The 24,291-nt window shown below is 72.1% G+C and carries 21 protein-coding genes and 1 pseudogene; 17 read left to right on the top strand and 5 right to left on the bottom strand.

What is annotated here, in order from left to right:
• Positions 1 to 11 precede the first annotated feature (11 nt).
• Positions 12 to 1,286 (bottom strand): sialidase family protein, encoded by a 1,275-nt coding sequence (locus AB0M46_RS28935; protein WP_363340947.1) that lies wholly within the window; start codon positions 1,284 to 1,286, stop codon positions 12 to 14.
• Positions 1,276 to 1,857, bottom strand: coding sequence for a sigma-70 family RNA polymerase sigma factor (locus AB0M46_RS28930; protein WP_363340945.1), 582 nt, complete (start codon positions 1,855 to 1,857; stop codon positions 1,276 to 1,278). The genes AB0M46_RS28935 and AB0M46_RS28930 overlap by 11 nt, the downstream gene beginning before the upstream one ends.
• 83 nt (positions 1,858 to 1,940) lie before the next feature.
• Between AB0M46_RS28930 and trpS the strand changes: the two genes are divergently transcribed.
• From trpS to AB0M46_RS28910, 4 genes are read left to right on the top strand one after another with little or no spacing between them, the layout of a single operon-like run.
• Complete coding sequence (trpS, locus tag AB0M46_RS28925) at positions 1,941 to 2,966, top strand: tryptophan--tRNA ligase (RefSeq protein ID WP_363340943.1); 1,026 nt, start codon at positions 1,941 to 1,943, stop codon at positions 2,964 to 2,966.
• Between the two features lie 2 nt (positions 2,967 to 2,968).
• The gene (locus AB0M46_RS28920; protein ID WP_363340941.1) at positions 2,969 to 3,496 is read left to right on the top strand and encodes a 2'-5' RNA ligase family protein; all 528 of its coding nucleotides are present in this window, start codon (positions 2,969 to 2,971) and stop codon (positions 3,494 to 3,496) included.
• Positions 3,497 to 3,499: 3 nt separating this feature from the next.
• Positions 3,500 to 4,522: a YihY/virulence factor BrkB family protein gene (locus AB0M46_RS28915; protein ID WP_363340939.1), complete on the top strand. Its 1,023-nt coding sequence runs from the start codon at positions 3,500 to 3,502 to the stop codon at positions 4,520 to 4,522.
• Between the two features lie 8 nt (positions 4,523 to 4,530).
• Positions 4,531 to 4,944 (top strand): hypothetical protein, encoded by a 414-nt coding sequence (locus AB0M46_RS28910; RefSeq protein WP_363340937.1) that lies wholly within the window; start codon positions 4,531 to 4,533, stop codon positions 4,942 to 4,944.
• 321 nt (positions 4,945 to 5,265) lie between these two features.
• Here the strand turns inward: AB0M46_RS28910 and AB0M46_RS28905 are convergent, their stop codons facing one another.
• Positions 5,266 to 6,180: a MerR family transcriptional regulator gene (locus AB0M46_RS28905; protein WP_363340935.1), complete on the bottom strand. Its 915-nt coding sequence runs from the start codon at positions 6,178 to 6,180 to the stop codon at positions 5,266 to 5,268.
• 58 nt (positions 6,181 to 6,238) lie between these two features.
• Between AB0M46_RS28905 and AB0M46_RS28900 the strand changes: the two genes are divergently transcribed.
• The 8 genes from AB0M46_RS28900 to AB0M46_RS28865 all read left to right on the top strand — a co-directional run bounded on the left by AB0M46_RS28900 (position 6,239) and on the right by AB0M46_RS28865 (position 14,616).
• Positions 6,239 to 6,586, top strand: coding sequence for a hypothetical protein (locus AB0M46_RS28900; RefSeq protein ID WP_363340933.1), 348 nt, complete (start codon positions 6,239 to 6,241; stop codon positions 6,584 to 6,586).
• A 190-nt stretch (positions 6,587 to 6,776) separates the two neighbouring features.
• Positions 6,777 to 7,832: a BMP family ABC transporter substrate-binding protein gene (locus tag AB0M46_RS28895; protein WP_363340931.1), complete on the top strand. Its 1,056-nt coding sequence runs from the start codon at positions 6,777 to 6,779 to the stop codon at positions 7,830 to 7,832.
• Between the two features lie 68 nt (positions 7,833 to 7,900).
• A complete protein-coding gene (locus tag AB0M46_RS28890; protein ID WP_363340929.1) occupies positions 7,901 to 9,424 on the top strand; it encodes an ABC transporter ATP-binding protein in 1,524 nt (507 codons plus the stop codon).
• Positions 9,421 to 10,614, top strand: a complete 1,194-nt coding sequence (locus tag AB0M46_RS28885; protein ID WP_363340927.1) for an ABC transporter permease — start codon at positions 9,421 to 9,423, stop codon at positions 10,612 to 10,614. The genes AB0M46_RS28890 and AB0M46_RS28885 overlap by 4 nt, the downstream gene beginning before the upstream one ends.
• Entirely contained in the window at positions 10,611 to 11,873 is a 1,263-nt protein-coding gene (locus AB0M46_RS28880) for an ABC transporter permease (RefSeq protein WP_363340925.1), read from the top strand. Before AB0M46_RS28885 ends, AB0M46_RS28880 begins: the two co-directional genes overlap by 4 nt.
• A 34-nt stretch (positions 11,874 to 11,907) precedes the next feature.
• The gene (locus AB0M46_RS28875; protein ID WP_363340923.1) at positions 11,908 to 12,621 is read left to right on the top strand and encodes a cytidine deaminase; all 714 of its coding nucleotides are present in this window, start codon (positions 11,908 to 11,910) and stop codon (positions 12,619 to 12,621) included.
• Positions 12,618 to 13,895, top strand: a complete 1,278-nt coding sequence (locus AB0M46_RS28870) for a thymidine phosphorylase (protein WP_363340922.1) — start codon at positions 12,618 to 12,620, stop codon at positions 13,893 to 13,895. Before AB0M46_RS28875 ends, AB0M46_RS28870 begins: the two co-directional genes overlap by 4 nt.
• Positions 13,896 to 13,932: 37 nt before the next feature.
• Positions 13,933 to 14,616, top strand: coding sequence for a DUF4272 domain-containing protein (locus tag AB0M46_RS28865; RefSeq protein WP_363340920.1), 684 nt, complete (start codon positions 13,933 to 13,935; stop codon positions 14,614 to 14,616).
• 94 nt (positions 14,617 to 14,710) lie between these two features.
• Here the strand turns inward: AB0M46_RS28865 and AB0M46_RS28860 are convergent, their stop codons facing one another.
• Complete coding sequence (locus tag AB0M46_RS28860; RefSeq protein WP_363340918.1) at positions 14,711 to 15,529, bottom strand: putative RNA methyltransferase; 819 nt, start codon at positions 15,527 to 15,529, stop codon at positions 14,711 to 14,713.
• Positions 15,530 to 15,546: 17 nt separating this feature from the next.
• On the opposite strand from AB0M46_RS28860, the gene AB0M46_RS28855 reads away from it, so the two are divergent.
• The 5 genes from AB0M46_RS28855 to AB0M46_RS28835 all read left to right on the top strand — a co-directional run bounded on the left by AB0M46_RS28855 (position 15,547) and on the right by AB0M46_RS28835 (position 21,815).
• Positions 15,547 to 16,614, top strand: coding sequence for an adenosine deaminase (locus AB0M46_RS28855; protein ID WP_363340916.1), 1,068 nt, complete (start codon positions 15,547 to 15,549; stop codon positions 16,612 to 16,614).
• Between the two features lie 345 nt (positions 16,615 to 16,959).
• Positions 16,960 to 20,361, top strand: a complete 3,402-nt coding sequence (locus AB0M46_RS28850; protein WP_363340914.1) for a nitrate- and nitrite sensing domain-containing protein — start codon at positions 16,960 to 16,962, stop codon at positions 20,359 to 20,361.
• Entirely contained in the window at positions 20,358 to 20,762 is a 405-nt protein-coding gene (locus AB0M46_RS28845) for a roadblock/LC7 domain-containing protein (RefSeq protein WP_033358336.1), read from the top strand. The genes AB0M46_RS28850 and AB0M46_RS28845 overlap by 4 nt, the downstream gene beginning before the upstream one ends.
• A 92-nt stretch (positions 20,763 to 20,854) precedes the next feature.
• Positions 20,855 to 21,232: a DUF742 domain-containing protein gene (locus AB0M46_RS28840; protein WP_259861451.1), complete on the top strand. Its 378-nt coding sequence runs from the start codon at positions 20,855 to 20,857 to the stop codon at positions 21,230 to 21,232.
• Entirely contained in the window at positions 21,213 to 21,815 is a 603-nt protein-coding gene (locus tag AB0M46_RS28835) for an ATP/GTP-binding protein (RefSeq protein WP_223101135.1), read from the top strand. The genes AB0M46_RS28840 and AB0M46_RS28835 overlap by 20 nt, the downstream gene beginning before the upstream one ends.
• A gap of 237 nt (positions 21,816 to 22,052) precedes the next feature.
• Here AB0M46_RS28835 and AB0M46_RS28830 read toward each other — a convergent pair.
• Positions 22,053 to 24,291: pseudogene (locus AB0M46_RS28830) on the bottom strand (hypothetical protein); the annotation flags it as partial.

Genomic DNA, 24,291 nt, shown 5'->3' with positions numbered 1-24,291 from the left:
GGATTCACGGTCTAATTCGGCAGCACGGTGGCGGACAGGGCGGCCTCCTGCCATGCGTGGGCGTCCGTCGATACCCTGGCCGAGGTGCCCAGGGACGCGTAGCCGTTGTCGACCGGGGCGATGGCACCGCCCGGCCCGCTGCCGGCGGCGAAGTGCTCGCCGTCGTTGCTCTCCAGGAAGTACGTCGTGGCGTCCGCCTGAACCCACAGCAGCAGCGAGCGGTCGGGGCGGATCAGCGCCCCGAACGGCCGGTTGTCCAGCGACTTCAGCGCCGCTGGGAGCGCGACGGCGTCGCGGACCTCGCGCCAGTTCGCGCCGCCGTCGGAGGTGCGGAAGAGGCGGATCGAGGTCCTGTACCGCACGAAGGCCCACGCCTGCTGCCCGTCCTTGGTCACCACCGTCGGCACGTCGATGCCGGCCGGGGTGTCCAGGCTCTGGGTGGTCCAGCGCTGGCCCTGGTCCCTGCTCACGCTCACCGCCGGCGCCCCGGTGTGCAGGTCGGCGCCGGCCACCCACCACCCGGCCACGGCCGGCTGTCCGATGACCACCGTGCGCCGGGCCATTGGCGGCTGGCCGATCAGGCTCAGCGCGCCGTCCTTCTCACGCACGCCGAACAGGTCGCCGTACTGCACCAACTGCACCACCCGGTCCTGCGCCCCGAGCGGCAGGTGCTCGCTCGGCCCGACCACGACCTGGCCGGGCTGGGTGGTGGCCTGCGCGCGGGCGTCCTCGGAGATGCGGAACCGCACGCAGGAGCGCGACGCCCCGCCGACCTCGCCGCTGAGCATGTAGGTGTCGGCCGTGATCCGGGTGATCTGGACGCCGGAGAGCTTGTCCAGCGGGCTGCCGCGCAGCGCGTCGACGAGGAAGGGCGTGCGGCGGGTGGTGTCGTCGCCCAGCGTGGTGACCTGCAGGCTGCACCGCCGGGCCTGCGGCACCTCGACGCAGACGTCGACCGCGGCGACCAGGTTGGGCAGGTCGCCCGCGGCGGCCACCACGGTGACCGTGGACGGGAACTTGTTGAAGGCGCTCGGCGTGACCGCCGGCGTCGAGGCCTCGGGCAGGTCGGGGTTGGGGCCCAGCACCGCGGGCGCGGGCCGGCCGAACGCCCCGGCCAGGGCGACCGGCGCGAGGACGCCGAGCGTGCCCATCAGCGCGCCGAGCACGGCCATCCGGTCGCGCAGCCGGACCCGCCCGGCGCGCCGGTAGAGCGTGGTGAAGTCGGGCACCCAGGTGGCCGCCTCGATCTGCGACCGCAGCGTGCGGAAGTCCAGGTCAGGGCGCATCCCGCACCTCCTGCGGGCGTTCCGCCGGCGCAGGGGGCAGGTAGGGGCGGCGGCGCTGGGCGTCGTCGCTCGCGTCGGCGTCGCTGAGCAGGGTGGCGAGCATGGCGCGGCCGCGGGACAGCCGGGCCTTGACCGTGCCGACCGGGACGCCGAGCGCCTCGGCGACCTCGTGCACGGACATGTCGGCGAGGTGGTGCAGCACGATCGTCTCCCGCGTGGCCTGCGACAACTGTTGCAGGGCGGCGACCAGGGCGACCCGGTTGGGGTCGACGCCCGGCACGCTCTCCACCGGTCGGGCGACCCGGCCGCTGCGCACCAGTGTGTCGAACAGGCGGCGCCGGCGCCAGCGCGTCCGGGCCAGGTTCATCGCCACGGTGCGCAGCCACGCCTCGGGGTCGGCGACGTCGAGGAACTGCCGCGGCCGGGCGAGGGCCCGCGCGTACGCCTCCTGGACGAGGTCCTGGGCCTCGGCGTGGTCGCCGGTGAGCGCGTAGAGGGCGGCCACCAGGCGGCGGTAATGGGCCTGGTACGCGTCGCGTACGGCCTCGCGTGCCTCCAGCTCGTCGCCCACGTGCCACCCCCTCGGCTCACCCGTCACGCTACCCAGACAGACGCCTGTGTGGCGTCCGCGGTTGCGCCTGACAGAATGGCGGCATGTCGTCTCCCGCCAGGCCTCGGGTGCTCTCCGGCATCCAGCCCACCGCCGACTCGTTCCACCTGGGCAACTACCTCGGTGCCCTGCGCAACTGGGTGGCCATGCAGGAGACGCACGACACCTTCTACTGCGTGGTCGACCTGCACGCGATCACGATGGGTCACGACCCGGCGCTGCTGCGCAAGCGCACCCGGGTGAGCGCCGCCCAGCTGCTGGCCGTGGGGCTCGACCCGGAGCGCTGCACGCTCTTCGTGCAGAGCCACGTGCCGGAGCACCCGCAGCTGGGCTGGGTGATGAACTGCCTGACCGGCTTCGGCGAGGCCAGCCGGATGACGCAGTTCAAGGACAAGTCGGCCAAGCAGGGCGCCGACCGCACCAGCGTCGGGCTGTTCACGTACCCGATCCTGCAGGCGGCGGACATCCTGCTGTACCAGGCCGACGCCGTGCCGGTCGGCGAGGACCAGCGCCAGCACCTCGAGCTGACCCGCGACCTGGCCCAGCGCTTCAACACGACGTTCGGGCCGACGTTCACCGTGCCCTCGCCGTACATCATCAAGGACACGGCGAAGATCACAGATCTCCAGGAGCCGACGGCCAAGATGTCCAAGTCGGCCTCGACCGCCAACGGGCTGGTCGAGCTGCTGGAGGAGCCGTCGCGGATCGCCAAGAAGATCAAGTCGGCGGTCACCGACACCGGCCGCGAGATCCTCTTCGACCCGGTGGACAAGCCCGGCGTGTCCAACCTGCTCACGATCTACGCGGCGCTGACCGGCCGGACGATCGAGGAGCTGGTCGAGTCGTACGCCGGGAAGGGCTACGGCGACCTGAAGAAGGAGCTCGCCGAGGTCGTGGTCGAGTTCGTCAAGCCGATCCAGGAGCGCACCCGCACCTACCTCGACGACCCGAGCCAGCTCGACAAGCTGCTGGCGATCGGCGCCGAGAAGGCCCGCGCGGTGGCGGCGCCCACGCTCGCGTCCGTGTACGACCGCATCGGCTTCCTCGCCCCCGGCGCTGCCGCGCAGTAACGGTGGACAGGACCACCATAGGCGTCCGTATCGACATCCCGGAGCCGTGGGGCGGCGAGCTGACCGCCGCCCGGCTGGCGGCCGGGGACACGGTCGCGGAGACCGTGCCGGCCCACGTCACCCTGCTCGCGCCGACCGAGGTCGCCGCCGCGGACCTGCCGGAGATCCACCGGCACCTGCGCGAGGTGGCCCGGGCGCAGCGGCCCTTCACCGTGCACCTGCGCGGGACGGGCACGTTCCGCCCGGTCACCCAGGTGGTGTTCGTGGCCGTCGCGGCCGGCATCAGCGAGTGCGAGCAGCTGCACGAGGCGGTGCTGGCGGCCGGCGCGATCCGGGCGCTGGCCCGGTTCCCGTACCACCCGCACGTCACGGTCGCCCACGACGTGCCGGCGGCGCAGCTCGACGCCACCTTCGCCGAACTCGCCGGCTACGAGGCCACCTTCCCCGTCGGCGGGTTCACCCTTTTCGAACATGATCGCGACGGACGGTGGCGACCCTATGCGGAGTACCTGCTCGCAGCGGACGATTGAGCGGTGAGCACCCTCGACCGGCTGGAGGCCGGGTTCGATCGCGTGGTTGCCGCGGGCCGGGCCCGGTCGCGGGTGTTCGACCACGTCTGGCGGGCCGGGCAGCGGTACTTCGACGTCGACGCCGGCCGCCTGGCCGCCGCGACGGCCTACTACGGCTTCTTCGCCGTGTTCGCCATGGCGGTCGTGCTGTTCTTCGTCCTCGGCCGGGTGCTCGGCGGCAACAAGCTCGTGGTCGAGCGGGTCCAGGTCTACCTGCAGGCCAACCTGCCGCAGCTGCACTCCGACGAGATCTTCGCGGGCAGCCAGCAGATCGGCCTCCTGGCCATGGTCGGCCTGATCGTGGCCGGCGTCGGCTGGGTGGAGAACCTGCGCTCGTCGCAGCGGGCGCTGTGGCAGCTGCAGCAGCACCCCGGCAACGCGGTGGTGCGCTGGCTGGTCGACCTCGCCGTGCTGGTCGGCCTCGGCCTGCTGCTGTTGATCTCGATCGGCATCTTCGCCGGCGTCCAGGAGCTGCTCTACTGGCTGGCCGGCGACGCCGGGCAGGACCCGGTGCGCGTCGCGCTGCGCGCCTCGTCGACCCTCCTCTCGGGCGTGGTCGACGTGTTCCTCGGCGCCGCGCTGCTGGTCGGGGTGCCCCGGCTGCGGATGTCCCTGCGCCGCCTGTGGCCCTCGGCGCTGCTCTTCGCGATCGGGCTCGGCCTGCTCAAGACGGTCGGGAGGTGGTACATCACCCGGACCGAGCACAACCCGGCGTACCAGTTGGTGGCGGGCACCATCGGCCTGCTGCTCTACATGTACCTGCTGCACCAGCTGCTGCTGTTCGCCGCCGCGCTGTCCGCCACCAGCCCGCACGGCCGGGCGATCGACCTGGCCGGGGGCGCGCCGCGGGCCGACGTGCAGGCCGCCCGCCGCGCCGCCGAGCTGATCGAACAGGCCGCCGCGCAGACCGAGCACGCGGCCGAGGTCGCCGCGCGAGTGCTGCCGTCCGGCGGTTCGGCGGGTGCCGAGCGCCCGGACCCGTCATGATGGGCGCCGTGGGCACACTCGTGACTTTGGACCTGCCGGCCGACGCGCCGGCGCTGACCCTGCCGTGGATCATCACCGTCGGCCCGTTGAACGACGAGGAGGAGTGGGAGCCGGTCGTGTGCGGCCCCTACGAGCGCGCGCACGCCCTCGCCCTCGCCGAGGCCGTGGTGGCCGACGAGGAGCTGATGGCGGTCGTCGAGCCGCTGCAGCCGCACGTGACGGTCGACCAGATCCAGGGCGACATCGCCGCCTCGCGGATGGCGGCCGAGAACGAGGACCTGGAGACCGCGGCCCTGGACGCGGAGCTGGCCGGCTTCGAGGACCATGACCACGATCATGACGACGATCACACGCACGAGCCGCCGTCGGTCGACGAGATTCGCGCCGGCTTCGCCCGGATCGCCGCGAAGCTGACCAACTGACAGAGACGTCGGGGAGTCGCCGCGCCCTTGCGGCGACTCCGCCGCGTGGCCGCCCCTTCTGCGAGTGGGCGTAAGCCCCGAAAAGCGATAGGCCGGGCGCTCCGCAAGTGGGGTGTTAGCCCTAAAAGCGGCAAGCCGGGCGCTCTGCAAGTCGGGCGTAAGCCCTGAAAACGATAAGTCGGGCGCTCCGCGCCGCGACTTATCGGATTTATACCCCGTCAGGTTATAAATCCGAAATGTCGTGGCGCGCCAGCGCCCGACATTTCGTGTAAAACGCCCAGCTGTTCCATTCAGGCCGTGGTGTCGGGCGCCCCGCTCGCGCTACCGATCTTCGGCCGACTTCAGGGCCGAAAGGAACCAGGCCCATCTGTGCATGGTGGCCGGGATGGGCGGCCAGCCGTTGATTGTGGCCATGAGCTGCCAGTAGCGCTCGGCCCGCGGCTCGACCGAGAGCTCCAGCGCCTCGATCACCTCGCCCCGCAGTTCCGGGGAGTCGGGGCGGCCGGCGGCCTCGGCCCAGCGGGCCATCACCTCGTCGACCACGGCGGCCGGGTCGGGGCGGCCCTCGTCCTGGGCGGCGGCGATCAGGTCCACGAACCACTTGATCTCGGTCATGTCGGTGGGCACGACCCGCTTGGCGCCCGGGGCGAAGCTGCGCCGGCCCATCTCGCGCAGCCTGTCGCGGAAGTCCGGCCGGCGCAGCATCTCGGCCAGTTCGATCCAGGCGTCGACCTGCTCGTCGGTCGGCTCGTCGGGCAGGTCCGCCGAGACACTGCGCATCCCGGCGGTGAAGCGCTCGGCCTCCGGGCCGGCGGCGACGTCGCTGAAGATGCTGTCGAAGAACTCGTCCACGATCCGCCGCCGCTCGTCCGCGCCGGCCTGGGTGATCTTCGACAGCCGCTCCAGGTCCTCGGGGCCGGCGTCGCGGCCGGCCACCGCGCGCAGTGTCGCCCGGCGCAGGCGCAGCACGCGGATCTGGGCGCCGAGCGCCTCGGCGTGGCCGGCCGCCACCCCGCGCAGGTCGGCCCCGCGGTCGAGCACCCGGCGGATGGTCGCGAGGTCGAGGCCCAGCTCGCGCAGGGTCCGCACGAACTCCAGCCGGACGACGGCGGCGTGGTCGTAGCGGCGGTAGCCGACCGCCGAGCGCTCGGCCTCCGGGACCAGGCCGACGTCGGAGTAGTACCGGATCGTCTTGACCGGCAGGCCGGTGAGGCGCGACAGCTCGCCGATGTTCATGCCGCCGATCCTGGACCCTCCAGTAAGAGGAGAGTCAAGCGGTCGCTAGGTTGCGCGGGTGGAACCTTTGCGACTCATCCTGCTGTTCCTGCACCTGATCGGCTTCGCGATGCTGCTCGGCGGCTCGATCGCGCAGTACCTCACCGGCCGGCTGCGGATCAACCCGGCCATGCTGTGGGGCGCGATCGTCCAGGTGGTGACCGGCCTCGGCCTGGCCGCACCCCTGCGCGGCGGCGGCGATCACGAGCCGCCGACGGCCAAGCTGGCGGTGAAGCTTCTGATCGGCTTGATGATCTTCGTGATGGCCTTCTTCTCCCGCAAGCGGGACGAGGTCAACCGCGGGCATTTCCTGGCCTTGGGTGGGTTAACGATCGTTAACGCCGGGGTTGCCGTGTTTTGGAGGTAACCAGGGCGTTACAAGATCGATCCCAGGAGGCGGGAGGGGCGCGCGACACGTCACGGCCCTATAACGCACTCCTCCCAACCCGGCAGCGAAGGCGGGAAGTGCACCACCGAGGGCGTACGCTCCCGCGGTGGGTTCACCGCGTTGGGGCGGTGCATTTGGAAGGGAGACCGTCTTGCGCCGAGTGCGTGGGATGAAGGTTCTCGCGGCCGCCGCGGTGGCGTTTGCCGCGTTGGGCACCGCGGCGTGCGGTGACAACAAGAGCAGCACGGGCAGCGACAGCAGCGCGCCGCCCGCGAAGAAGACGGTCAAGGTCGGCCTTGCCTTCGACATCGGCGGGCGGGGCGACAAGTCCTTCAACGACTCCGCCGCCGCAGGCCTGGACCGGGTCAAGAGCGACCTCAACCTGGAGGTCAAGGACCTGGCCGCGGTCGCCGGCGAGAGCGAGAACGACAAGTACTCGCGCCTGAAGCTGCTCTGCGACGGCGGCTTCAACCCGGTCATCGCGGTCGGCTTCGTCTACGACGGCGCCGACGCCAAGAACGGCCCGCTCGCGCGCGCCGCGAAGGACTGCCCGAAGACCAAGTTCGCGGTCGTCGACGGCGGCACCAAGGCCGACAACATCGCCGACCTGACCTTCGCCGAGGAGCAGGGCTCCTACCTGGTCGGCGTCGCCGCCGCCCTCAAGACGAAGAAGGGCACCGTCGGCTTCATCGGCGGCTGCCAGGTGGACCTGATCAAGAAGTTCGAGGCGGGCTTCACGGCCGGCGCCAAGGCCACCAAGGCCGACATCAAGGTGCTGACCAACTACCTGTCGACCCCGGCCGAGTCCTGCAAGGGCTTCAACGACCCGGCGGGTGGCAAGACGGCCGCCAGCGGCATGTTCGACCAGGGTGCGGACATCGTCTACGCGGCCGCCGGCGGTTCCGGCACCGGCGTCTTCGAGGCCGCCAAGGACAAGGGCGGCCTGGCCATCGGCGTCGACTCGGACCAGTACAACACCGTCACCGACGCCGCGCTCAAGCCGGTCATCATGACCTCCATGCTCAAGCGGGTCGACAACGCGGTGTTCAACTTCGTCAAGGACTTCGCGGACGGCAACTTCAAGGGCGGCGCGACCATCTTCGACCTCAAGGCCGACGGCGTGGGCTACGCCACGTCGGGTGGCCAGGTCGACGACATCAAGGCAAAGCTCGACGCGGCCAAGGCCGACATCGTGTCGGGTAAGGTCACCGTACCTACCAAGTAGTAGGAGCACCGGGTGCTTCGGCGGGGGATCGCGATCCGGTCCCCCGCCATCATCTATTAGGAGCCTGGATGACCGCGGAACCAGCCGCCGTCGAGCTCAAGGGGATCACCAAGCGGTTCCCGGGCGTCGTGGCCAACTCCGACGTCAACCTCACCATCCGCAAGGGCACGATCCACGCGATCGTCGGTGAGAACGGAGCCGGCAAGTCAACCCTGATGAAGATCCTGTACGGCATGCAGCCGCCGGACGAGGGCGAGATCGTCGTCGACGGGCGGCCGGTGCGGTTCTCCTCGCCGCAGGGCGCGATCGAGGCCGGCATCGGCATGGTGCACCAGCACTTCATGCTCGCCGACAACTTCACCGTCACCGAGAACGTGGTGCTGGGCGCGGAGAAGCTGCACGGGATCGGCTCCGGGGCCAAGGCCAGGATCAGGGAGATTTCCCAGCGGTACGGCCTGGGGGTCCGCCCGGACGAGCTGGTCGAGAACCTCGGCGTCGGCGACCGCCAGCGGGTCGAGATCCTGAAGGTGCTCTACCGCGGCGCCAAGATCCTCATCCTCGACGAGCCGACCGCGGTGCTCGTGCCGCAGGAGGTCGACGAGCTCTTCGGCAACCTGCGCGAGCTCATCCGCGAGGGCCTCACCGTGCTGTTCATCTCGCACAAGCTCGACGAGGTGCGCGCGGTGGCCGACGACATCACGGTCATCCGCCGGGGCACCACGGTCGCCTCGGTCAAGCCGGGCGACGTGACCGCCCGCCAGCTGGCCACCCTCATGGTCGGCAGCGAGCTGCCCAGCCCCGAGGCCCGCGAGTCGACCGTCACCGACGTGGCGGCCCTGGTCGTCGAGGGGCTCACCGTGCTCGGCGCGGAGGGCCGCCCGGTCGTCGACAACGCGACCTTCACGATCCACAAGGGCGAGGTCGTCGGCATCGCCGGCGTGGAGGGCAACGGACAGGCCGAGCTCGCCGAGGCGATCCTCGGCATGCGCCCGTCCACCGGCACCATCCGCCTCGACGGCGAGGACGTCTCCGCGTGGTCGACCCGGCGCCGCCGCGAGGCCGGCGTCGGCTACGTGCCGGAGGACCGGCACCGCCACGGCCTGCTGCTGGACGCCCCGCTGTGGGAGAACCGGATCCTCGGCCACCAGACCGAGAGCCCTAACGCCCGCGGCTTCCTCATCGACGTCGGCGGCGCCCGGCGTGACACCCAGCGCATCGTCGAGCAGTACGACGTGCGCACCCCCGGCATCGACGTGGCCGCCGTGGCGCTGTCCGGCGGCAACCAGCAGAAGCTCATCGTCGGCCGGGAGATGAGTCACGACCCCAAGGTCCTCATCGCCGCCCACCCCACCCGGGGCGTGGACGTCGGAGCCCAGGCCGCCATCTGGGACCACATCCGCAGCGCGCGCATCGCCGGCATGGGCGTCCTGCTGATCTCGGCCGACCTCGACGAGCTGATCGGCCTGTCCGACTCGCTCAAGGTGATCTACGGCGGGCGGCTGGTGGCCGACGCCGACCCCGCCACCGTCACCCCCGAACAGCTGGGCGTCGCCATGACCGGCGCCTCGACCGAGCAGGAGGCCTCGCAATGAGTGCCCCGACGGCCGCCGCACCGCGGTCGCCCTGGCGGCGCATCGACCCGGCCAAGCTGATCCCGCAGCTGGTCGCGCCGGTGGCCGCCCTGGTCATCGCCGCCGCGATCTCCGCCATCGCGCTGCTGATCAGCGACAAGGACCCGATCCTTGCGTTCAAGAACATGTACGACTACGGCATCACGCCGGACTCGCAGGTGGAGATCCTCAACAAGGCGAGCGAGTACTACATCGCCGCCGTCGCGGTCGCCATCGGCTTCAAGATGGGCCTGTTCAACATCGGTGTCGAGGGCCAGTCGAAGATCGCCGCCTTCATGGCCGGCGCCCTGGCCAGCGCCTCGTTCATGCACTGGATGCCCGGCTCGCTGCGGATCGTGCTGATCATCGTGGTGGCCATGCTGGTCGGCGCGGCCTGGGCCTCGATCGCGGCGCTGCTCAAGACCCAGCGCGGGGTCAGCGAGGTCATCTCGACCCTGATGCTCAACCTGATCGGCGCGCTGGTCGTGACCTGGCTGCTCAACGACCAATGGGGCGTGCAGGAGCCGGGCGCGCAGATCAAGACCACCGGCATCCTGCCGGAGGACTCCTGGATGCCCGGCCTGCCGATCATCGCCGGCACCGACCAGAAGGTGCTCGGCTTCCTGGTCATCTCGGTGGTCCTGGGCATCGCGTACTGGTTCACGATCAACCGCACCCGCTTCGGCTTCGACCTGCGGGCCACCGGCTACAACCCCTTCGCGGCCGCGGCCAGCGGGGTCAACGCCAAGCGCATGATCATCACCGCGATGCTGATCTCCGGCGGCATCGCCGGCCTGGTCAACCTGCCCCGGATGCTCGGCGAGAGCCACACCTACACCGAGGGCTTCGGCGGCATCGGCTTCACCGGCATCGCGGTCGCCCTGCTCGGGCGCAACCACCCGGTCGGCATGGCCCTCGGCGCGGTGCTGTGGGGCTTCCTGGCCCGCTCGCAGCTGATCCTGGACCTCGACGGCATCCCCAAGGAGATCGTCCTGATCATGCAGGGCGTCGCCGTGCTGTCCGTGGTCATCGCCTACGAGCTGGCCGCCCGCATCGGCCGCCGGGCCCAGCAGCAACGCGTCGGCGCGGTCACCGCGGCCCCGGCGGGCCCGGCCCCGCTGGCCGCCGCCACCGAGTCGGCGGCCGGCTCGGCCAGTGAGGAGTCCAAGTGAGCACCGACGCCATGCTCTCGACTGCCGCGTCGGGCACCCCGGAGGCGCCGCCCAAGCGGCGCCGGCTGGGCACCGCGCGGATCCTGCTGATCATCGCCGGCACGCTGATCGGCCTGTCGCTGGTCCACCTGCTCACCGGCGCCGACGACGTCACCTCCCAGGGCGCCATCCAGGCCGCGCTGCAGGCCGCCATCCCGCTCGGCCTGGCCGGCCTCGGCGGGTTGTGGGCGGAGCGGGCCGGCGTGGTCAACATCGGCCTCGAGGGGCAGATGGTCCTGGGCACCTGGTTCGGGGCGTGGGGGAGCCTGGAGTACGGCCCGTGGGCCGGCCTCGCGCTGGGCATCCTCGGCGGCGGGATCGGCGGGCTCATCCACGCCGTGGCCACGGTCACCTTCGGCGTCGACCACATCATCTCCGGCGTGGCGATGACGATCCTGGCCCCCGGCATCGCGCGGTACCTCTCCTTCCTGGCCTGGAACGGCACGCCGGGCGCCGGCCCGACCCAGTCGCCGACGGTCAAGCCGCTGGAGCGGTTCTCGGTGCCGGGCATCGGCAGCCTCGAGAGCCTGGAGAAGCACCACTGGTTCCTGATCTCGGACGTCGCGGGTGTCCTGCGAGGCCTGCTGACCGACGTGTCGGTGGTGACGATCCTCGCGGTGCTGCTGATCCCGGTGACGTGGTTCGTGCTGTGGCGCACCTCGTTCGGCCTGCGCGTGCGCTCGGTCGGCGAGGACCCGCGGGCCGCCGAGAGCCTCGGGATCAACGTGTACCGGTACAAGTACTACGGCGTCGTCATCTCCGGCGCGATGGCCGGCCTCGGCGGCCTGTACCTGTCCACGGTGAGCTCGGTGATCTACCGGGAAGGCCAGACCGGCGGCCGCGGCTACATCGGCCTGGCCGCCATGATCTTCGGCAACTGGCGGCCGGGCGGCCTGGCGCTGGGCGCCTCGCTGTTCGGCTACACCGACGCCCTGCAGCTGCGCCGTGGATCGGAGTCCGTGCACGCGCTGCTGATCCTGGTCGGCGCGCTGCTGCTGGCGCTGGCGGTGTGGGAGTTCCGGCGCCGCAACAAGGTGGTGGCGATCGCCGCGGTGGTGCTGGGCGTCCTGTCGTACGTCATCTTCTTCGCCGTCGACAAGATCCCCACGGCGCTGGTGCAGGCCGCGCCGTACATCACGGTGCTGGTGGTGCTCGCCCTGGCGGCCCAGCGGCTGAGGCCGCCCGCCGCCGACGGCAAGCCCTATCGCCGCGGCGGGTGATCAGCGGCGGGTGGGCAGGGAAAGGCAGACTGGGATGGTGAACATCGACTGGGCCGCGCTGCGCAGCGCGGCCACCACCGCCATGCAGCGGGCCTACGCCCCCTACTCGAAATTCCCGGTCGGCGCGGCCGCGCTGGTCGACGACGGCCGGATCGTGGTCGGCTGCAACGTGGAGAACGCCTCCTACGGCATCGGGCTGTGCGCCGAGTGTGGCCTGGTGTCCAGCCTGCAGGTGACCGGCGGTGGCCGGCTCGTCGCGCTGGCCTGCGTGGACGCCGGCGGCCGGCCGCTCATGCCGTGCGGCCGCTGCCGGCAGCTGCTGTGGGAGCACGGCGGCGGGGGCCTGCTCATCGACCACCGGGACGGGCCGCTGCCGATGACGGCGCTGCTGCCGCACGCCTTCGACGACGGTGATCTCGACCGGATCGCCGCCGAGCGGGACCGGCGGCCCGCCGTGCCGGCCGCGCTCGCGCTCAAGGTGGGCAGCGGCACCGTCTTCGTGCACCCGGACATCGCCGAGGGGCGGCAGGTCTGGACGTCGTACTGGGAACGCTCCTCCGGCGCCGCGGACGACGAGCCGGCGGGCATCCTGGAGGAGGGCCCCACCTTCGCCACGGACGCCGAGGCGGTCGAGTGGGGCCGCATCCGCACCCCGCGGGTCGTGGTCGTGGACGGACAGGGCAACACCAGCTGGGCCGGGGACACCCCTCGGCCGGCCGGCATCGAGCGAGACTGGAGCAGCCGATGAGCTTCGCGGCGGTGGACGTCATCCGGGCCAAGCGGGACCGGCAGGTGCTCAGCGACGAGCAGATCGACTGGGTCGTCGCCGCGTACACCTGCGGGGAGGTGGCCGACGAGCAGATGTCGGCCCTGGCGATGGCGATCCTGCTCAACGGCATGACGCCGGGGGAGATCGCCCGCTGGACCGCCGCGATGATCGCCTCCGGCGAGCGGCTGGACCTGTCCAAGGTCGGCCGCCCCACCGTCGACAAGCACTCCACGGGCGGCGTCGGCGACAAGATCACGCTGCCGCTGACGCCCCTGGTGGCCGCCTGCGGCGCCGCGGTGCCGCAGCTGTCCGGCCGCGGCCTGGGCCACACCGGCGGCACGCTGGACAAGCTGGAGGCCGTCCGCGGCTTCGGCTCGAAGCTGTCCAACGAGGAGTTCATCGAGCAGCTGCGCACCGTCGGCGCGGCCATCTGCGCGGCCGGCGAGGGCCTGGCCCCGGCCGACCGCAAGCTCTACGCCCTGCGCGACGTCACCGGCACGGTCGAGGCGATCCCGCTCATCGCCAGCTCGATCATGAGCAAGAAGATCGCCGAGGGCACCTCCGCGCTCGTGCTCGACGTCAAGTTCGGCTCCGGCGCCTTCATGCGCGAGGTCGCCGACGCCCGCGAGCTGGCCCGCACCATGGTCGAGCTGGGCAAGGCGCACGGCGTGACCACGGTCGCCCTGCTCACCGACATGGAGATCCCGCTCGGCCGGGCCGTCGGGCACTCGATCGAGGTCGAGGAGTCCCTGGAGGTGCTGGCCGGCGGCGGCCCGCAGGACGTCGTGGCGCTGACGCTGGCCCTGGCCCGGGAGATGCTCGACGCCGTCGGCCTGGGCGACACCGACCCGCAGGACGCGATCGCCTCCGGCCGGGCCATGGACTCCTGGCGGGCGCTCGTGCGGGCCCAGGGCGGCGACCCGGACGCGCCGCTGCCGGTGGCCAACGAGGTCGAGACCATCACCGCCGCCGCCGACGGCTTCGTGGCCACCATGGACGCCTACGCCGTCGGGGTGGCCGCCTGGCGCCTCGGCGCGGGCCGCGCCCGCAAGGAGGACCCGGTCAGCGCCTCGGCCGGCATCATCCTGCACCGCAAGCCGGGCGAGGCGGTCAAGGCCGGCGACGTGCTCATGGAGCTGCGGGCCGAGGACGCGGCGAAGCTGCCGGCCGCGCTCGAGGTGGCCCGCGGTGCCGTGACCGTCGCCGGGACGCCACCGGCCAAGCGGCCCCTGATCCTCGACCGGATCTCCTGATGTACGGATCCCGCTGAGGGCCGGTTATTGTGCGCGGGTGAGCGTCACGGCGCCGAATCCGCAGCGCGTGCGGGAGGCGAGCCTCGAGGAGCTGCACCGCCTGCGGCTACCCCTGCCCCCACCCGACTTCCCGCTGGTCTGGGAGCCGGGCGACCTGATCGAGCTGCGCCCCGGCGGCGAGATCGAGGCGCGGGCCGCCTGCCTCAACGTGGTGCTGGCCCGCGCGATGGGCATGCCGCCGGAGCTGGGCGTGCAGTGGCTGGCCGAGGCCCGGCTGGTCGACCGCCTGACCTCGCCGGAGTGGCAGTTCGTGGCCGAGGGGGCGGGCGACGAGCACTCCTTCGCGCTGCACGTGGAGGCCCTGTTCGCGCTGGCGTGGCTGCTCGGCATCGCCCTGGACCTCGACCCGCTGCTGCGCTGCGCGGCGGAGGCCCTGCTGGAGCGGCTGCCCAACCTGGCGCAGGGGGAGAGCTTCGACGCCTGGCGCAGCCGGACGCTGGCGGCTCCCCAGTCGGCGGTCGCGGCGGCGCAGCAGCTGGACCTGTACTACTGCCTGGACTGGTCGATCCAGGAGGCGGAGCGCAGCCGGCTGCCGCTGCCGGGGCAGGCGGACTCCAACTCGGTCGGCCAGCGGCGGTGGGCCCTGGAGTGGGCGGTCGTCTTCGCCGGGCCGTACCACGGCGCCCCGCCCGGCTGGGAACAGGTCGACCTATCGACCTGACGGGCCTGTCCGACAAGTCGGGCACTTCGTGCCGCGACTTGTCGGATTTATGACCCGCCGGGTCTCATTGCCGGTATGCCGGTTTCTCGTCGGGTCAGAGGAGCCGCCAGGTCGTCAGGTCGACGTCCAGCGTCGCGGCGATCGGCTCCGCCATCGCGTCCAGGCGGGCCGCGATGGACGCCCGGTCGGTGTGCCATGCGCTCGGGCCCATGCCGACCAGGGCGAGCGCGTCCGCGCGCGACAGCGTCAGCGCCGATCGCACCCGGCGCTCGTCCGCCCGGGCGAACCACGGGTCGAGGCTCTTGCGCAGCCGCTCCCGCTTGGCCGGGTCGACCCGGATGAGCCCGAGGGCGTCGACCAGCTCGGCGAGGTGGCCCTCGGCCGGGGTGGCCACGATCAGGACGCCGTCGGGGCGCAGGACCCGGGCGAACTCCGCACCCGCCCGGGGCGCGAACACGTCCAGGATCGCCGCGGCGGCGCCGTCGGCGACGGGCAGGCCCTGCCAGATGTCGGCCCGGACCGCCCCGATCCGCTCGTGGGCCCGGGCCGCGCGGCGCAGGGCCGCCTTCGAGGTGTCGACCGCGATCCCGAAACTGCCGCTCGCCTCGATGAGCCGGGACAGATAGTGCGCCGTGCCCGCGCCGACCTCCACCACCGGGCCCGGGGCGACCGGCAGGGCGGCGATCGCCGCCGACAGGGGCGCGAAGTGGCCGGCGGCGAGCAGCGCCTCCCGGGCGGCCACCATCTCCGGGGTGTCGCCCGTGTGGGCCGGGCGGCCGGCGGTGAGGTCGACGTACCCCTGGCGCGCGATATCGAACGAGTGCCCCCGCGCGCACCGCAGCGCCCGTTCGGCGGACGAAAGCGACGCGTGGCAGACCGGACAGCGCAGATGTGTGATGACGTCGGGGTGCACAGCACTAGTGTCGGTGCATGAGTGCACCGAGCTATGACGAGATCCGTCGAGCGCCCAAGGTCCTGCTCCACGATCACCTGGACGGGGGGCTGCGGCCGGCGACCATCCTCGACCTCGCCGCCGGCATCGGCCACGAGCTGCCGGCCGCCACGCCCGACGGGCTGGGGGAGTGGTTCGTGGCCGCCGCGGACTCGGGTTCCCTGGAGCGGTACCTCACCACCTTCGCCCACACCGTGGCCGTCATGCAGACGGCGGACGCGCTGCACCGGGTCGCCCGGGAGTGCGCGCTCGACCTGGCGGCGGACGGCGTGGTGTACGCCGAGGTCCGCTTCGCCCCCGAGCAGCACCTGGAGCGCGGGCTGGAGCTGCCCCAGGTGGTGGAGGCGGTGCTGGACGGCTTCCGGGCCGGGTCGGCCGAGGCCGCCGGGCAGGGTCACCAGATCCGGGTCGGCACGCTGCTCACCGCGATGCGCCACGCGGCCCGCTCGATGGAGATCGCGGAGCTGTCGATCCGCTATCGGGACGCGGGCGTCGTCGGTTTCGATATTGCCGGCGCGGAGGCCGGATATCCGCCCACCCGCCATTTGGATGCCTTCGAGTACCTCAAGCGCGAGAACTCACATTTCACCATTCACGCCGGTGAGGCGTTCGGCCTGCCCTCGATCTGGCAGGCTCTGCAGTGGTGCGGCGCCGACCGGCTCGGGCACGGCGTGCGCCTCGTCGACGACATCGGGCCCGGCAATGCGCTCGGCCGGCTTGCGGCCTACGTGCGGGACAAGCGGATCCCGCTCGAACTCTGTCCGTCCTCCAATGTACAGACCGGCGCCGCCGCCTCGATCCGGGAGCACCCGATCGGGTTGCTGCGTGACCTGCGCTTCCGGGTTACGGTCAACACCGACAACCGCCTGATGAGCGGCACCAGCATGACCCGCGAGATGGCGCTGCTGGTGGAGGCGTTCGGGTACGGCTGGGCGGAGTTGCAGTGGTTCACCGTCAATGCCATGAAGAGCGCGTTCATCCCGTTCGACGAACGGCTCGAGTTGATCAACGATGTCATCAAGCCGGCCTATGCCAAGTTGTCCTGATGTCCTGATTTGTCGTGCACGATCATCTGGGTGTATCGGGTAAATCGCCCAGCGTAAGCGGATGATCAGCCTATATCGCAGACATTCGGACAAATCTATCGTTCATGTACATAACGCACGTCGGCACACCTGGGCTTTCTTCTTGGCACGGGACATGGTGGAATCTCGGAGGTCCGGCCCAGTAGGGTCGGCCGGTCGCGGGTGCCTGCTGTTCCACAAGGCGCCGGTTCGAAGGGCGGTGAAGTGAGCAAACGGCCATCGACGCGGGAGCCTGCCTCCACGCGTCTGCGTTTCCCGATCGGCCGGCTCCGAGACCTGCCGATCTGGTCGAAACTCGGCCTGATCATGATCGTGCCCATCATCGCGACGATCGTGGTCGGCACGAACGGTCTCGTCGGGAACATTGGCGAGGCCAACGACGCCGACCGGGCGCGGACCCTGTCCAGCCTCTCGAGCCAGGCCTCCGCGCTGGTGCACGAACTGCAGAGCGAGCGCGCCAACGCGGCGCTGCTGCTCGGCGTGATCGGCACCCCGGCCAACGTCGAGGCCAAGACCGTCTTCGAGCGGCAGGTCCAGAAGACCGACGACGCGGCCAAGGACTATCGCCTCACCCGCTCCGGCCTGGCCGACCCGCCGGAGGACTTCCGCAAGCAGCTCACGCAGATCGACACGGAGCTCGGCGACCTGCTGGTCATGCGCAAGCAGATCAGCGACGGCGGCAAGGACATCCTGGCCAGCACCGCGGTGGCCCGCTACCGCTCGCTGATCGACGACCTGCTCGGCATCCGCGACGCCGCGGCCGGGCTGTCGAACAACCCGTCACTCGGCGCCGACATGCGCGCATCGGCCGCGATCTCGGAGATGAAGGAGCAGGTCTCGCTGGAGCGGGTCGTCGTGCTCCGGGTGCTCACCTCCGGGGCCTTCACGCCGCAGCTGCGCAAGGAGTTCGAGTCCGCGATCACCGGCCGCGAAAAGGCCGAGGAGCGGTTCCGGGTCAACTCGCAGCCCTGGCACCGCGACCTGTACGACAAGAAGATCTCCGGCTCCGACCTGCGCGAGGCGCAGAAGTTCGAGGGCCAGCTGAGCCCGCTGACCACCGAGGATCTCCCGGCCGACATCTTCAAGGCGTCGGAGTGGGACAACGCCATGGTCAACCGGGCGAACCTGCTGCGCGGCATCGAGATCGAGTTCGACGAGCACAACATCGAGGCCGCCACCACGCACCGCAACGACCTGCAGCGCCAGGTGCTCATCACCGCCGGCGGCCTGCTCGGCATGCTGCTGCTGGCCATCCTGTTCGCCTGGATGGTGGCCCGGTCGATGGCCCGGTCGCTGCGCGAGCTGCGCCACGGCGCGCTCACGGTCGCGCAGTACGGCCTGCCCCAGGCGGTGCAGCGACTGCGTGATCCGGCGCTTGCCACCCAGATGTCGCCGCACCAGCTCGCCCTGCAGATCGCCGAGCCGCTGCCCATCCGCAGCCGCGACGAGTTCGGGCAGGTGGCCGAGGCCTTCAACGCGGTACACCTGGAAGCCGTGCGAACCGCGGCCGAGCAGGCCGCCCTTCGGGCCAGCGTCGCGACGATGTTCGTCAACCTCGCCCGCCGCTCCCAGATCCTGGTCGACCGGCTCATCGGTCACCTGGACCGGCTGGAGCGCGGCGAGGAGGACCCGGACCGGCTGGCGGAGCTCTTCCAGCTCGACCACCTGGCCACCCGGATGCGCCGCAACGACGAGAACCTCCTGGTCCTCGCGGGCGCCGACTCCACCCGCATCCAGCGCGAGCCGGCCCCGCTCATGGACGTGCTGCGCGCCGCGCAGTCTGAGGTCGAGCACTACACGCGCATCGAGTTCGGCATGATCGACCGGGACATCGAGATCGCGGCCCACGCGGTCAACGACATGGTCCACCTGGTCGCCGAGCTGCTGGACAACGCGACGGCGTTCTCGCCGCCGGACTCGGCCGTCATCGTGGAGGCCCGCCGCGTCGGCGACCGCTCGGTGCTGCTGGTCGAGGACCACGGCATCGGCGTCTCGCCCGAGCAGCTGGCCGAGCTCAACGAGCGGCTCGCCAACCCGCCGATGGTCGACGTGGCCGTCTCCCGGATGATGGGCCTGGTCGTGGTCGCCCGGCTGGCGGCCCGGCACGGCGTCAAGGTCGAGCTGCGGGCGGCGCGCGAGCGCGGCACCGTCGCCGATGTGACGCTCCCGGGCGGGGTGCTGGTCCCGCGGGCGCTGTCCGGGCGGGCGACCGCCGGGATGCCGTCCGCCGGCATGCCCGCCGTCGGGCCCAACGACGTGGTGCAGGCCCGGCCGATCCCGTCGGCCCCCGCGCCGCGCTCCCCGCTCACCCCGCCGCTGGCGCTGGAGAGCGGCCCGACCGGCGGCCTCGGCGGTGGCCTGAGCGGCGCCGGCCAGGGCCCGGGCGCCGGCCCGCGCTTCGGCACCCTCACCAGCAGCGGCCTCTTCGGCGGCGGACCGGCCAGCACCGGCGAGCGCCCGACGGTCAACGGCTTCGCCAACGGCGCCCCGCCGCGGCCGACCCCGCCCGCGCCCCCGGCCCGGCCGACCATCCCGCCGACCGATGGCTTCGACCAGGGTGGCTTCAACCAGGGTGGCTTCGACCGGGGTGGCCCGGACCGCGGCGGCCTGGATCGGGACGGCTTCGATCGGGGCGGCTTCGACCGTGACCCGAGCGGCGAGCGTAACGGCTTCGGCGCGGGCCGGGGACCGGAGCGCAACGGCGCCGCCGGCGGGCGCAGCCTCCCGGCGTGGTCGGACCTCACCGGGGTCGGCGACGAGCCGTTCCCGGCCGAGCGCCCGGGGTCGCGCGACCTCGGTCCGCTGCCCCAGCGCCGCGCCAACGAGAGCTGGCCCGCCGACGACAACGTCACCGACGGCGAAGAGGCCGGCGGCTCGATCCCGCGTCAGCGCCCCGGCTTCGGCGGCGCCTTCGACGAGGCGCCCGCCGGCCCGACCGGCCTGGCCGGCGCGCCGTCGCCGACCGCCTGGCCGCCGGCCGAGCCCGAGCCGCAGCGCTCGGAGCCGAAGCCGGAGCCGTCGTACGCCCCGGAGCCCAGCTACCCGCCGGCGGACATGACGGCGGAGCTGCCGAGGGTCCGGCTCGACTGGGACCCGGCGCCCAACGAGAGTGATTCTCATGACTCTCGCCAGCGGTTCGTGGACGAGACCATGGAGCTTCCGATCTTCCGGGAGCTCGAGTCGGCCTGGTTCACGACCAAGTGGACGCCGCCCGTGGACGAGCCGGTGCAGGCAGCCCCCGCTCCTGCTCAGCCCGCCCCAAGCCCCTCCCCGAGCGCGCGCCCGGTCGAGGTGACATACAGCGAAGCGCCGTCCCCATACGTGCCTCCCCAGCGATTTGAAACCCGTAGTCCGGGTGAAGCTTCGCGAGGTTCGGCCGACCGGGCGTCGAGCGGTTCGCCAGTAAACTGGCACACTGCGGCAGACGAAGGATGGCAAGCGGCAGCGGCGATCGCCGAGGCGCAGGAATTCGCGACTACCGACATTGGTTTGCCCAAGCGCGTCCCGATGTCGCAGCTGGTTCCGGGCGGGGTTGAGAAGAACCCCACCGCAGCGCACAAGCGGACGCCGGAGTCCGTGCGCGGTCTGTTGTCGGCGTATCACCGAGGCGTTCAGCGCGGCCGCACGCGGTCCGACGACTCGAAAACCCCGGAGCCGACTTCGGCCGGGCCTCAAAACTCGCAGGTTGGCAAGGAGCAAGAGGCATGACATCTACGCAGGATCTCGGTTGGCTGCTCGCCAACTTCGCGGACCGAGTGCCAGGGGTCGCCCACGCTGTCGCCGTCTCGGCGGACGGTCTGCTGCTGGCTGCTTCTCGCGACCTGCCCCGCGACCGCGGTGACCAGCTGGCCGCGATCGCCTCCGGTCTGGTGAGCCTGACCCAGGGCGCGTCCCGCTGCTTCGAGGGCGGAGCCGTGCTACAGACTGTTGTCGAGATGGACAACGGCTTTCTGTTTCTCATGTCGATCTCCGACGGCTCGTCGTTCGCGGTCCTCGCGGCCCGCGCCTGCGACGTCGGCCAGGTCGGCTACGAAATGGCGCTGCTGGTCGACCGGGTCGGTGACGCTCTTACGCCGCCGCCACGGCCCACCGCATCGATGCTCGGCTGAAGCTGAACTTGGTGACAGAGCAAGATCCATTAGCTGTAACAGACTTATTGGCTGCTGACGAGGCCCGACGAGTGAGGAGGTGAACGGCGAACATGGCCGAACGCGATGAGCCAACGGGCGCGTTGGTAAGGCCGTACGCCGTCACCCGAGGTCGCACCCGGCCCAAGCTGGAGATTGCGATCGAGGCGCTGGTCGAGACCACCGTGCGTGGCCGGGCAGCCAACTCCCGGCCGGGCGGTGCTCACGGCCAGGAGCAGCAATACATTTCCACGCTTTGCGACGGGCGCCTGCAGTCCCTCGCCGAGATCGCGGCGCGCATGCAGCTCCCGCTGGGTGTCGCCCGCGTCATCGTGGCGGACATGGCTGCCGACGGACTGGTCGCGGTGTACGAGCCGACCTCGCTCGACGAAAACGAGTCGGTGGGCACAGAACTGCTTGAGAGGGTGCTGAGTGGACTTCGGAGGCTCTGACGTGGCGCACCGCCCAGGGCGGGTCACGTCAGCGAAGATCGTCATCGCCGGAGGTTTCGGCGTGGGCAAGACCACACTGGTCGGCTCGGTCTCGGAGATCACGCCGCTGACCACCGAGGCCATCATGACCTCCGCCGGTGTCGGTGTGGATGACACCCGCAATGTGCCCGGCAAGACCACGACCACGGTCGCGATGGACTTCGGTCGCATCTCGATCGACCGTGACCTGATCCTGTACCTGTTCGGCACCCCGGGCCAGACGCGCTTCTGGTTCATGTGGGACGAGCTCGTGCGGGGCGCCATCGGGGCGGTCGTGATGGTCGACACGCGCCGGCTCGCGGACTGCTTCGCCGCCATCGACTTCTTCGAGCACCGGCGGCTGCCGTACCTGGTGGCCATCAACTGCTTCGACGGCGTGCAGTACCACAACGCCGACGACGTGCGTGAGGCGCTCGCCGTCTCCAGCGACGTGCCCGTCGTGTCGTGCGACGCGCGCTCCCGGGAGTCGACCAAGAACGTGCTGATCTCGCTGGTCGAGTACGTTCTGTCGATGCGCCGGACGCGTGCCACCGCGCCCGCGTAAGACCCGAGCACGGCCGCAACACCCACTCAGCCGCTCATGCGCACCGGGAAGCCCTCCAGGGCACGCCCGGTGCGCGTTTGCGTTGCGGATGATTACAGAGCGTGGCGAATCGAACGCAGGTCGGCGCTACCGGCGGATGCCACGGAATGCGCGGACGGCGGATGCCACGGAATGCGCGGATAGGCAAAGGGCCGCCCTCCCTCGCGGGAGAGCGGCCCTCGAGCCGTTCAGGAGGAGCTAGCGGCGGGCGGAGCGGTACTCGTACTCGCGCTCCTGGTACTCCCGGCTCGCCGCGTCCCGGCTGAAGTCCCAGCCACCGGCCGACTCGCGGCCCGGCCGGCCGCCGACCGAGAAGCCGCCGACCTCCTGGCCCCGCCGCCAGCCCCGGAAGTAGCCGGTCGTGTGCGCGGCGATCTGGGCGGCGTCGCGCACGATCCGCAGCGGCCGCTCAGGGTTGTCGACCGGGGCGCCGGGCACCAGGTTCTGCTGCGGCACGCGCCGCGGCAGGCCGGACCGGGTCTCGTCGCCGATCTCCGGCGCGGCGGCGCGCTGGGCCGCCTGCCAGGCCGAGTCGTTGAGGTTGTCCCAGCTGACCTCGGGCTTCGGGGCGGTCGCCGCACCGGCCGAGTCGGCGGTCGAATCGGTGTCCCAGTCGGTGAACCACGCGGACCGGGCGGCCGCGAAGATCAGCAGGTCGCCGTCGCCCTCGTCGGCCGGCTTGGCCGTCGCGGCGGCCTCGCGCTCGGCGGCGGCGCGGCGGCTGCGGCCGGCACCGGTGCCGCTGCTGCGGGCGGTGGCGCGCTCGGCCGGGCGGTCGGAGTCGACCAGGCGCAGGGCCGGGGGCTCGAAGCGGAACTCGCCGCTGTACTCCCCGCTGAACTCCTCGCCGTAGCCCTTCAGCGCCGGGTCCGGCACCGGGGCCGGCTCGACCAGGCGCAGGCCCGCGGGCTCGAGCGGCAGCTCGCCGGTCTGCCATGGCGGGGGCACCCGGCCCTCGCGCTGGCGGGGCAGCTCGACGTGGCGCTCGGCCGAGGCCGAGGCCGAGGCCGAGCGGGCGCGTTCGCTGCGGGGGATTTCGGTCCGGGACCGCTCGGAGCGGGGGATCTCCGTCCGGGCGCGCTCGGAGCGCGGGATCTCGGTGTGGGGGATCTCGGTTTGGGGGGCCTCGGCGCGGGGGGCCTCGGTGCGGGCCCGCTCGCTGCGCGCCGGCTCGAGCCGCTCGTCGGCCTCGGTCCGGCCGCGCTCGGCCCGCCGCGACTCCGACCGGCTCGGCTGCTCGACCCGTTCCGCCCGCTCGGCCCGCTCCCGCTCGGCGCGGTTGCGCTCGGACCGGGACATGCCGGACGACGCGGTGGTCTCCCCCCGCACGCCGAGCCCGGCGAACTCGCCCGAGCCCGAGCCTGAGCCCGAGGCGGAGGCGAGCCCCGCGAACTCGCCGGAGTGGGAGCCGGTGGTGTCCAGCGTCGAGAAGTCCGGCGGCTGCGGGATGTCGCTGAGCTTGGGCAGGCTGCTGAGCTCCGAGGCCGAGGCCAGCGGGTCGGCGCCGAACACATAGCCCGGCGTCTCCGTGGTCGGCGTGTCCGCCCCGCTCAGCGGCCAGCTGGAGCGCGAACTCGTTTCGACGGTGGGTGGGTCTAGGGTCGGGGGCTCGCCGAGCGTGCTGAGGTCGCTGAGCCGCATCGCGCTGCTGTCGTGGGAGCCGCCGCCGGAGGTCGGGGTGACCGAGGCGGGCGGGGCCGAGGACGGGCCGGCGAAGGGGTCGTAGCCGCCGAAGGCGTCGTACCGCTTGGGCTCCGCCGGCTCCGAGCCGCCCACGAACGGGGCGATACCGGGCGGCGGCGGGGGCATCAGCGAGGCGAACTGCGGCTCGATCGCCGTCGGCTGCGGCGGGATGACCGGCTGCGGTGCCACCGGCGGCGGCGCGACCGGGGCCGGCGCGACGGGCAGCGGCGCCACGGGCACGGGCTGCGGGGGCGCCGGCTGCAGCGGCACGGGGATCGACTGCATCGACGCGGGCACCGGCGGCTGGTACGTCGGGGGGATCGGCGGCGCGGGCGCGTACATCGGCGTCGGCGGCTGGTAGGCGGCCGGCTGAGCGGGTTCGTTGCCGGCGGAGCCGTGCAGCGGCGGCGTGTACCCGGGCGGGGTCGAGGTCACCGGCGGGGCCGAGGTGACCGCGTAGGCCGGCGGGGCCGAGGTGACGCCGTAGGCCGGCGGGGCCGAGGCGACCTGGCCGTAGCTCGGCGGCGTGTACCCGGGCGGCGTGGAGACCACTGGCGGCGCCGACGTCACGGACGGCGGGCCGGAGACGACCGCGGGGGCGGAGCCGAGCAGCGAGGGCATCGCGCTCTGGGCCGGCGGCGCGGAGACGACCGGCGGCTGGGCCTGCTGCTGTTCCTCTTCAGCGGGGTGGGCAACGGGTCGACGTTCAAGATGATCCCGGCGATCTTCAAGGCCAAGTTCCCCTCCGCCGAGC

The sequence above is a fragment of the Dactylosporangium sp. NPDC051485 genome (assembly GCF_040682015.1).
Classification (GTDB): domain Bacteria; phylum Actinomycetota; class Actinomycetes; order Mycobacteriales; family Micromonosporaceae; genus Dactylosporangium.
The sequence above is the reverse complement of the archived record's forward strand: the minus strand, read 5'-3'. Positions and strand labels throughout refer to the sequence as shown.

What these genes read in the sequence shown, in the direction of transcription:
- AB0M46_RS28935 (WP_363340947.1), bottom strand. Translation starts at nt 1,286, where the DNA reads ATGCGCCCTGACCTGGACTTCCGCACGCTGCGGTCGCAGATCGAGGCG.
- trpS (WP_363340943.1), top strand. Translation starts at nt 1,941, where the DNA reads ATGTCGTCTCCCGCCAGGCCTCGGGTGCTCTCCGGCATCCAGCCCACC.
- AB0M46_RS28905 (WP_363340935.1), bottom strand. Translation starts at nt 6,180, where the DNA reads ATGAACATCGGCGAGCTGTCGCGCCTCACCGGCCTGCCGGTCAAGACG.
- AB0M46_RS28895 (WP_363340931.1), top strand. Translation starts at nt 6,777, where the DNA reads ATGAAGGTTCTCGCGGCCGCCGCGGTGGCGTTTGCCGCGTTGGGCACC.
- AB0M46_RS28890 (WP_363340929.1), top strand. Translation starts at nt 7,901, where the DNA reads ATGACCGCGGAACCAGCCGCCGTCGAGCTCAAGGGGATCACCAAGCGG.
- AB0M46_RS28885 (WP_363340927.1), top strand. Translation starts at nt 9,421, where the DNA reads ATGAGTGCCCCGACGGCCGCCGCACCGCGGTCGCCCTGGCGGCGCATC.
- AB0M46_RS28875 (WP_363340923.1), top strand. Translation starts at nt 11,908, where the DNA reads ATGGTGAACATCGACTGGGCCGCGCTGCGCAGCGCGGCCACCACCGCC.
- AB0M46_RS28870 (WP_363340922.1), top strand. Translation starts at nt 12,618, where the DNA reads ATGAGCTTCGCGGCGGTGGACGTCATCCGGGCCAAGCGGGACCGGCAG.
- AB0M46_RS28855 (WP_363340916.1), top strand. Translation starts at nt 15,547, where the DNA reads ATGAGTGCACCGAGCTATGACGAGATCCGTCGAGCGCCCAAGGTCCTG.
- AB0M46_RS28850 (WP_363340914.1), top strand. Translation starts at nt 16,960, where the DNA reads ATGATCGTGCCCATCATCGCGACGATCGTGGTCGGCACGAACGGTCTC.
- AB0M46_RS28845 (WP_033358336.1), top strand. Translation starts at nt 20,358, where the DNA reads ATGACATCTACGCAGGATCTCGGTTGGCTGCTCGCCAACTTCGCGGAC.
- AB0M46_RS28840 (WP_259861451.1), top strand. Translation starts at nt 20,855, where the DNA reads ATGGCCGAACGCGATGAGCCAACGGGCGCGTTGGTAAGGCCGTACGCC.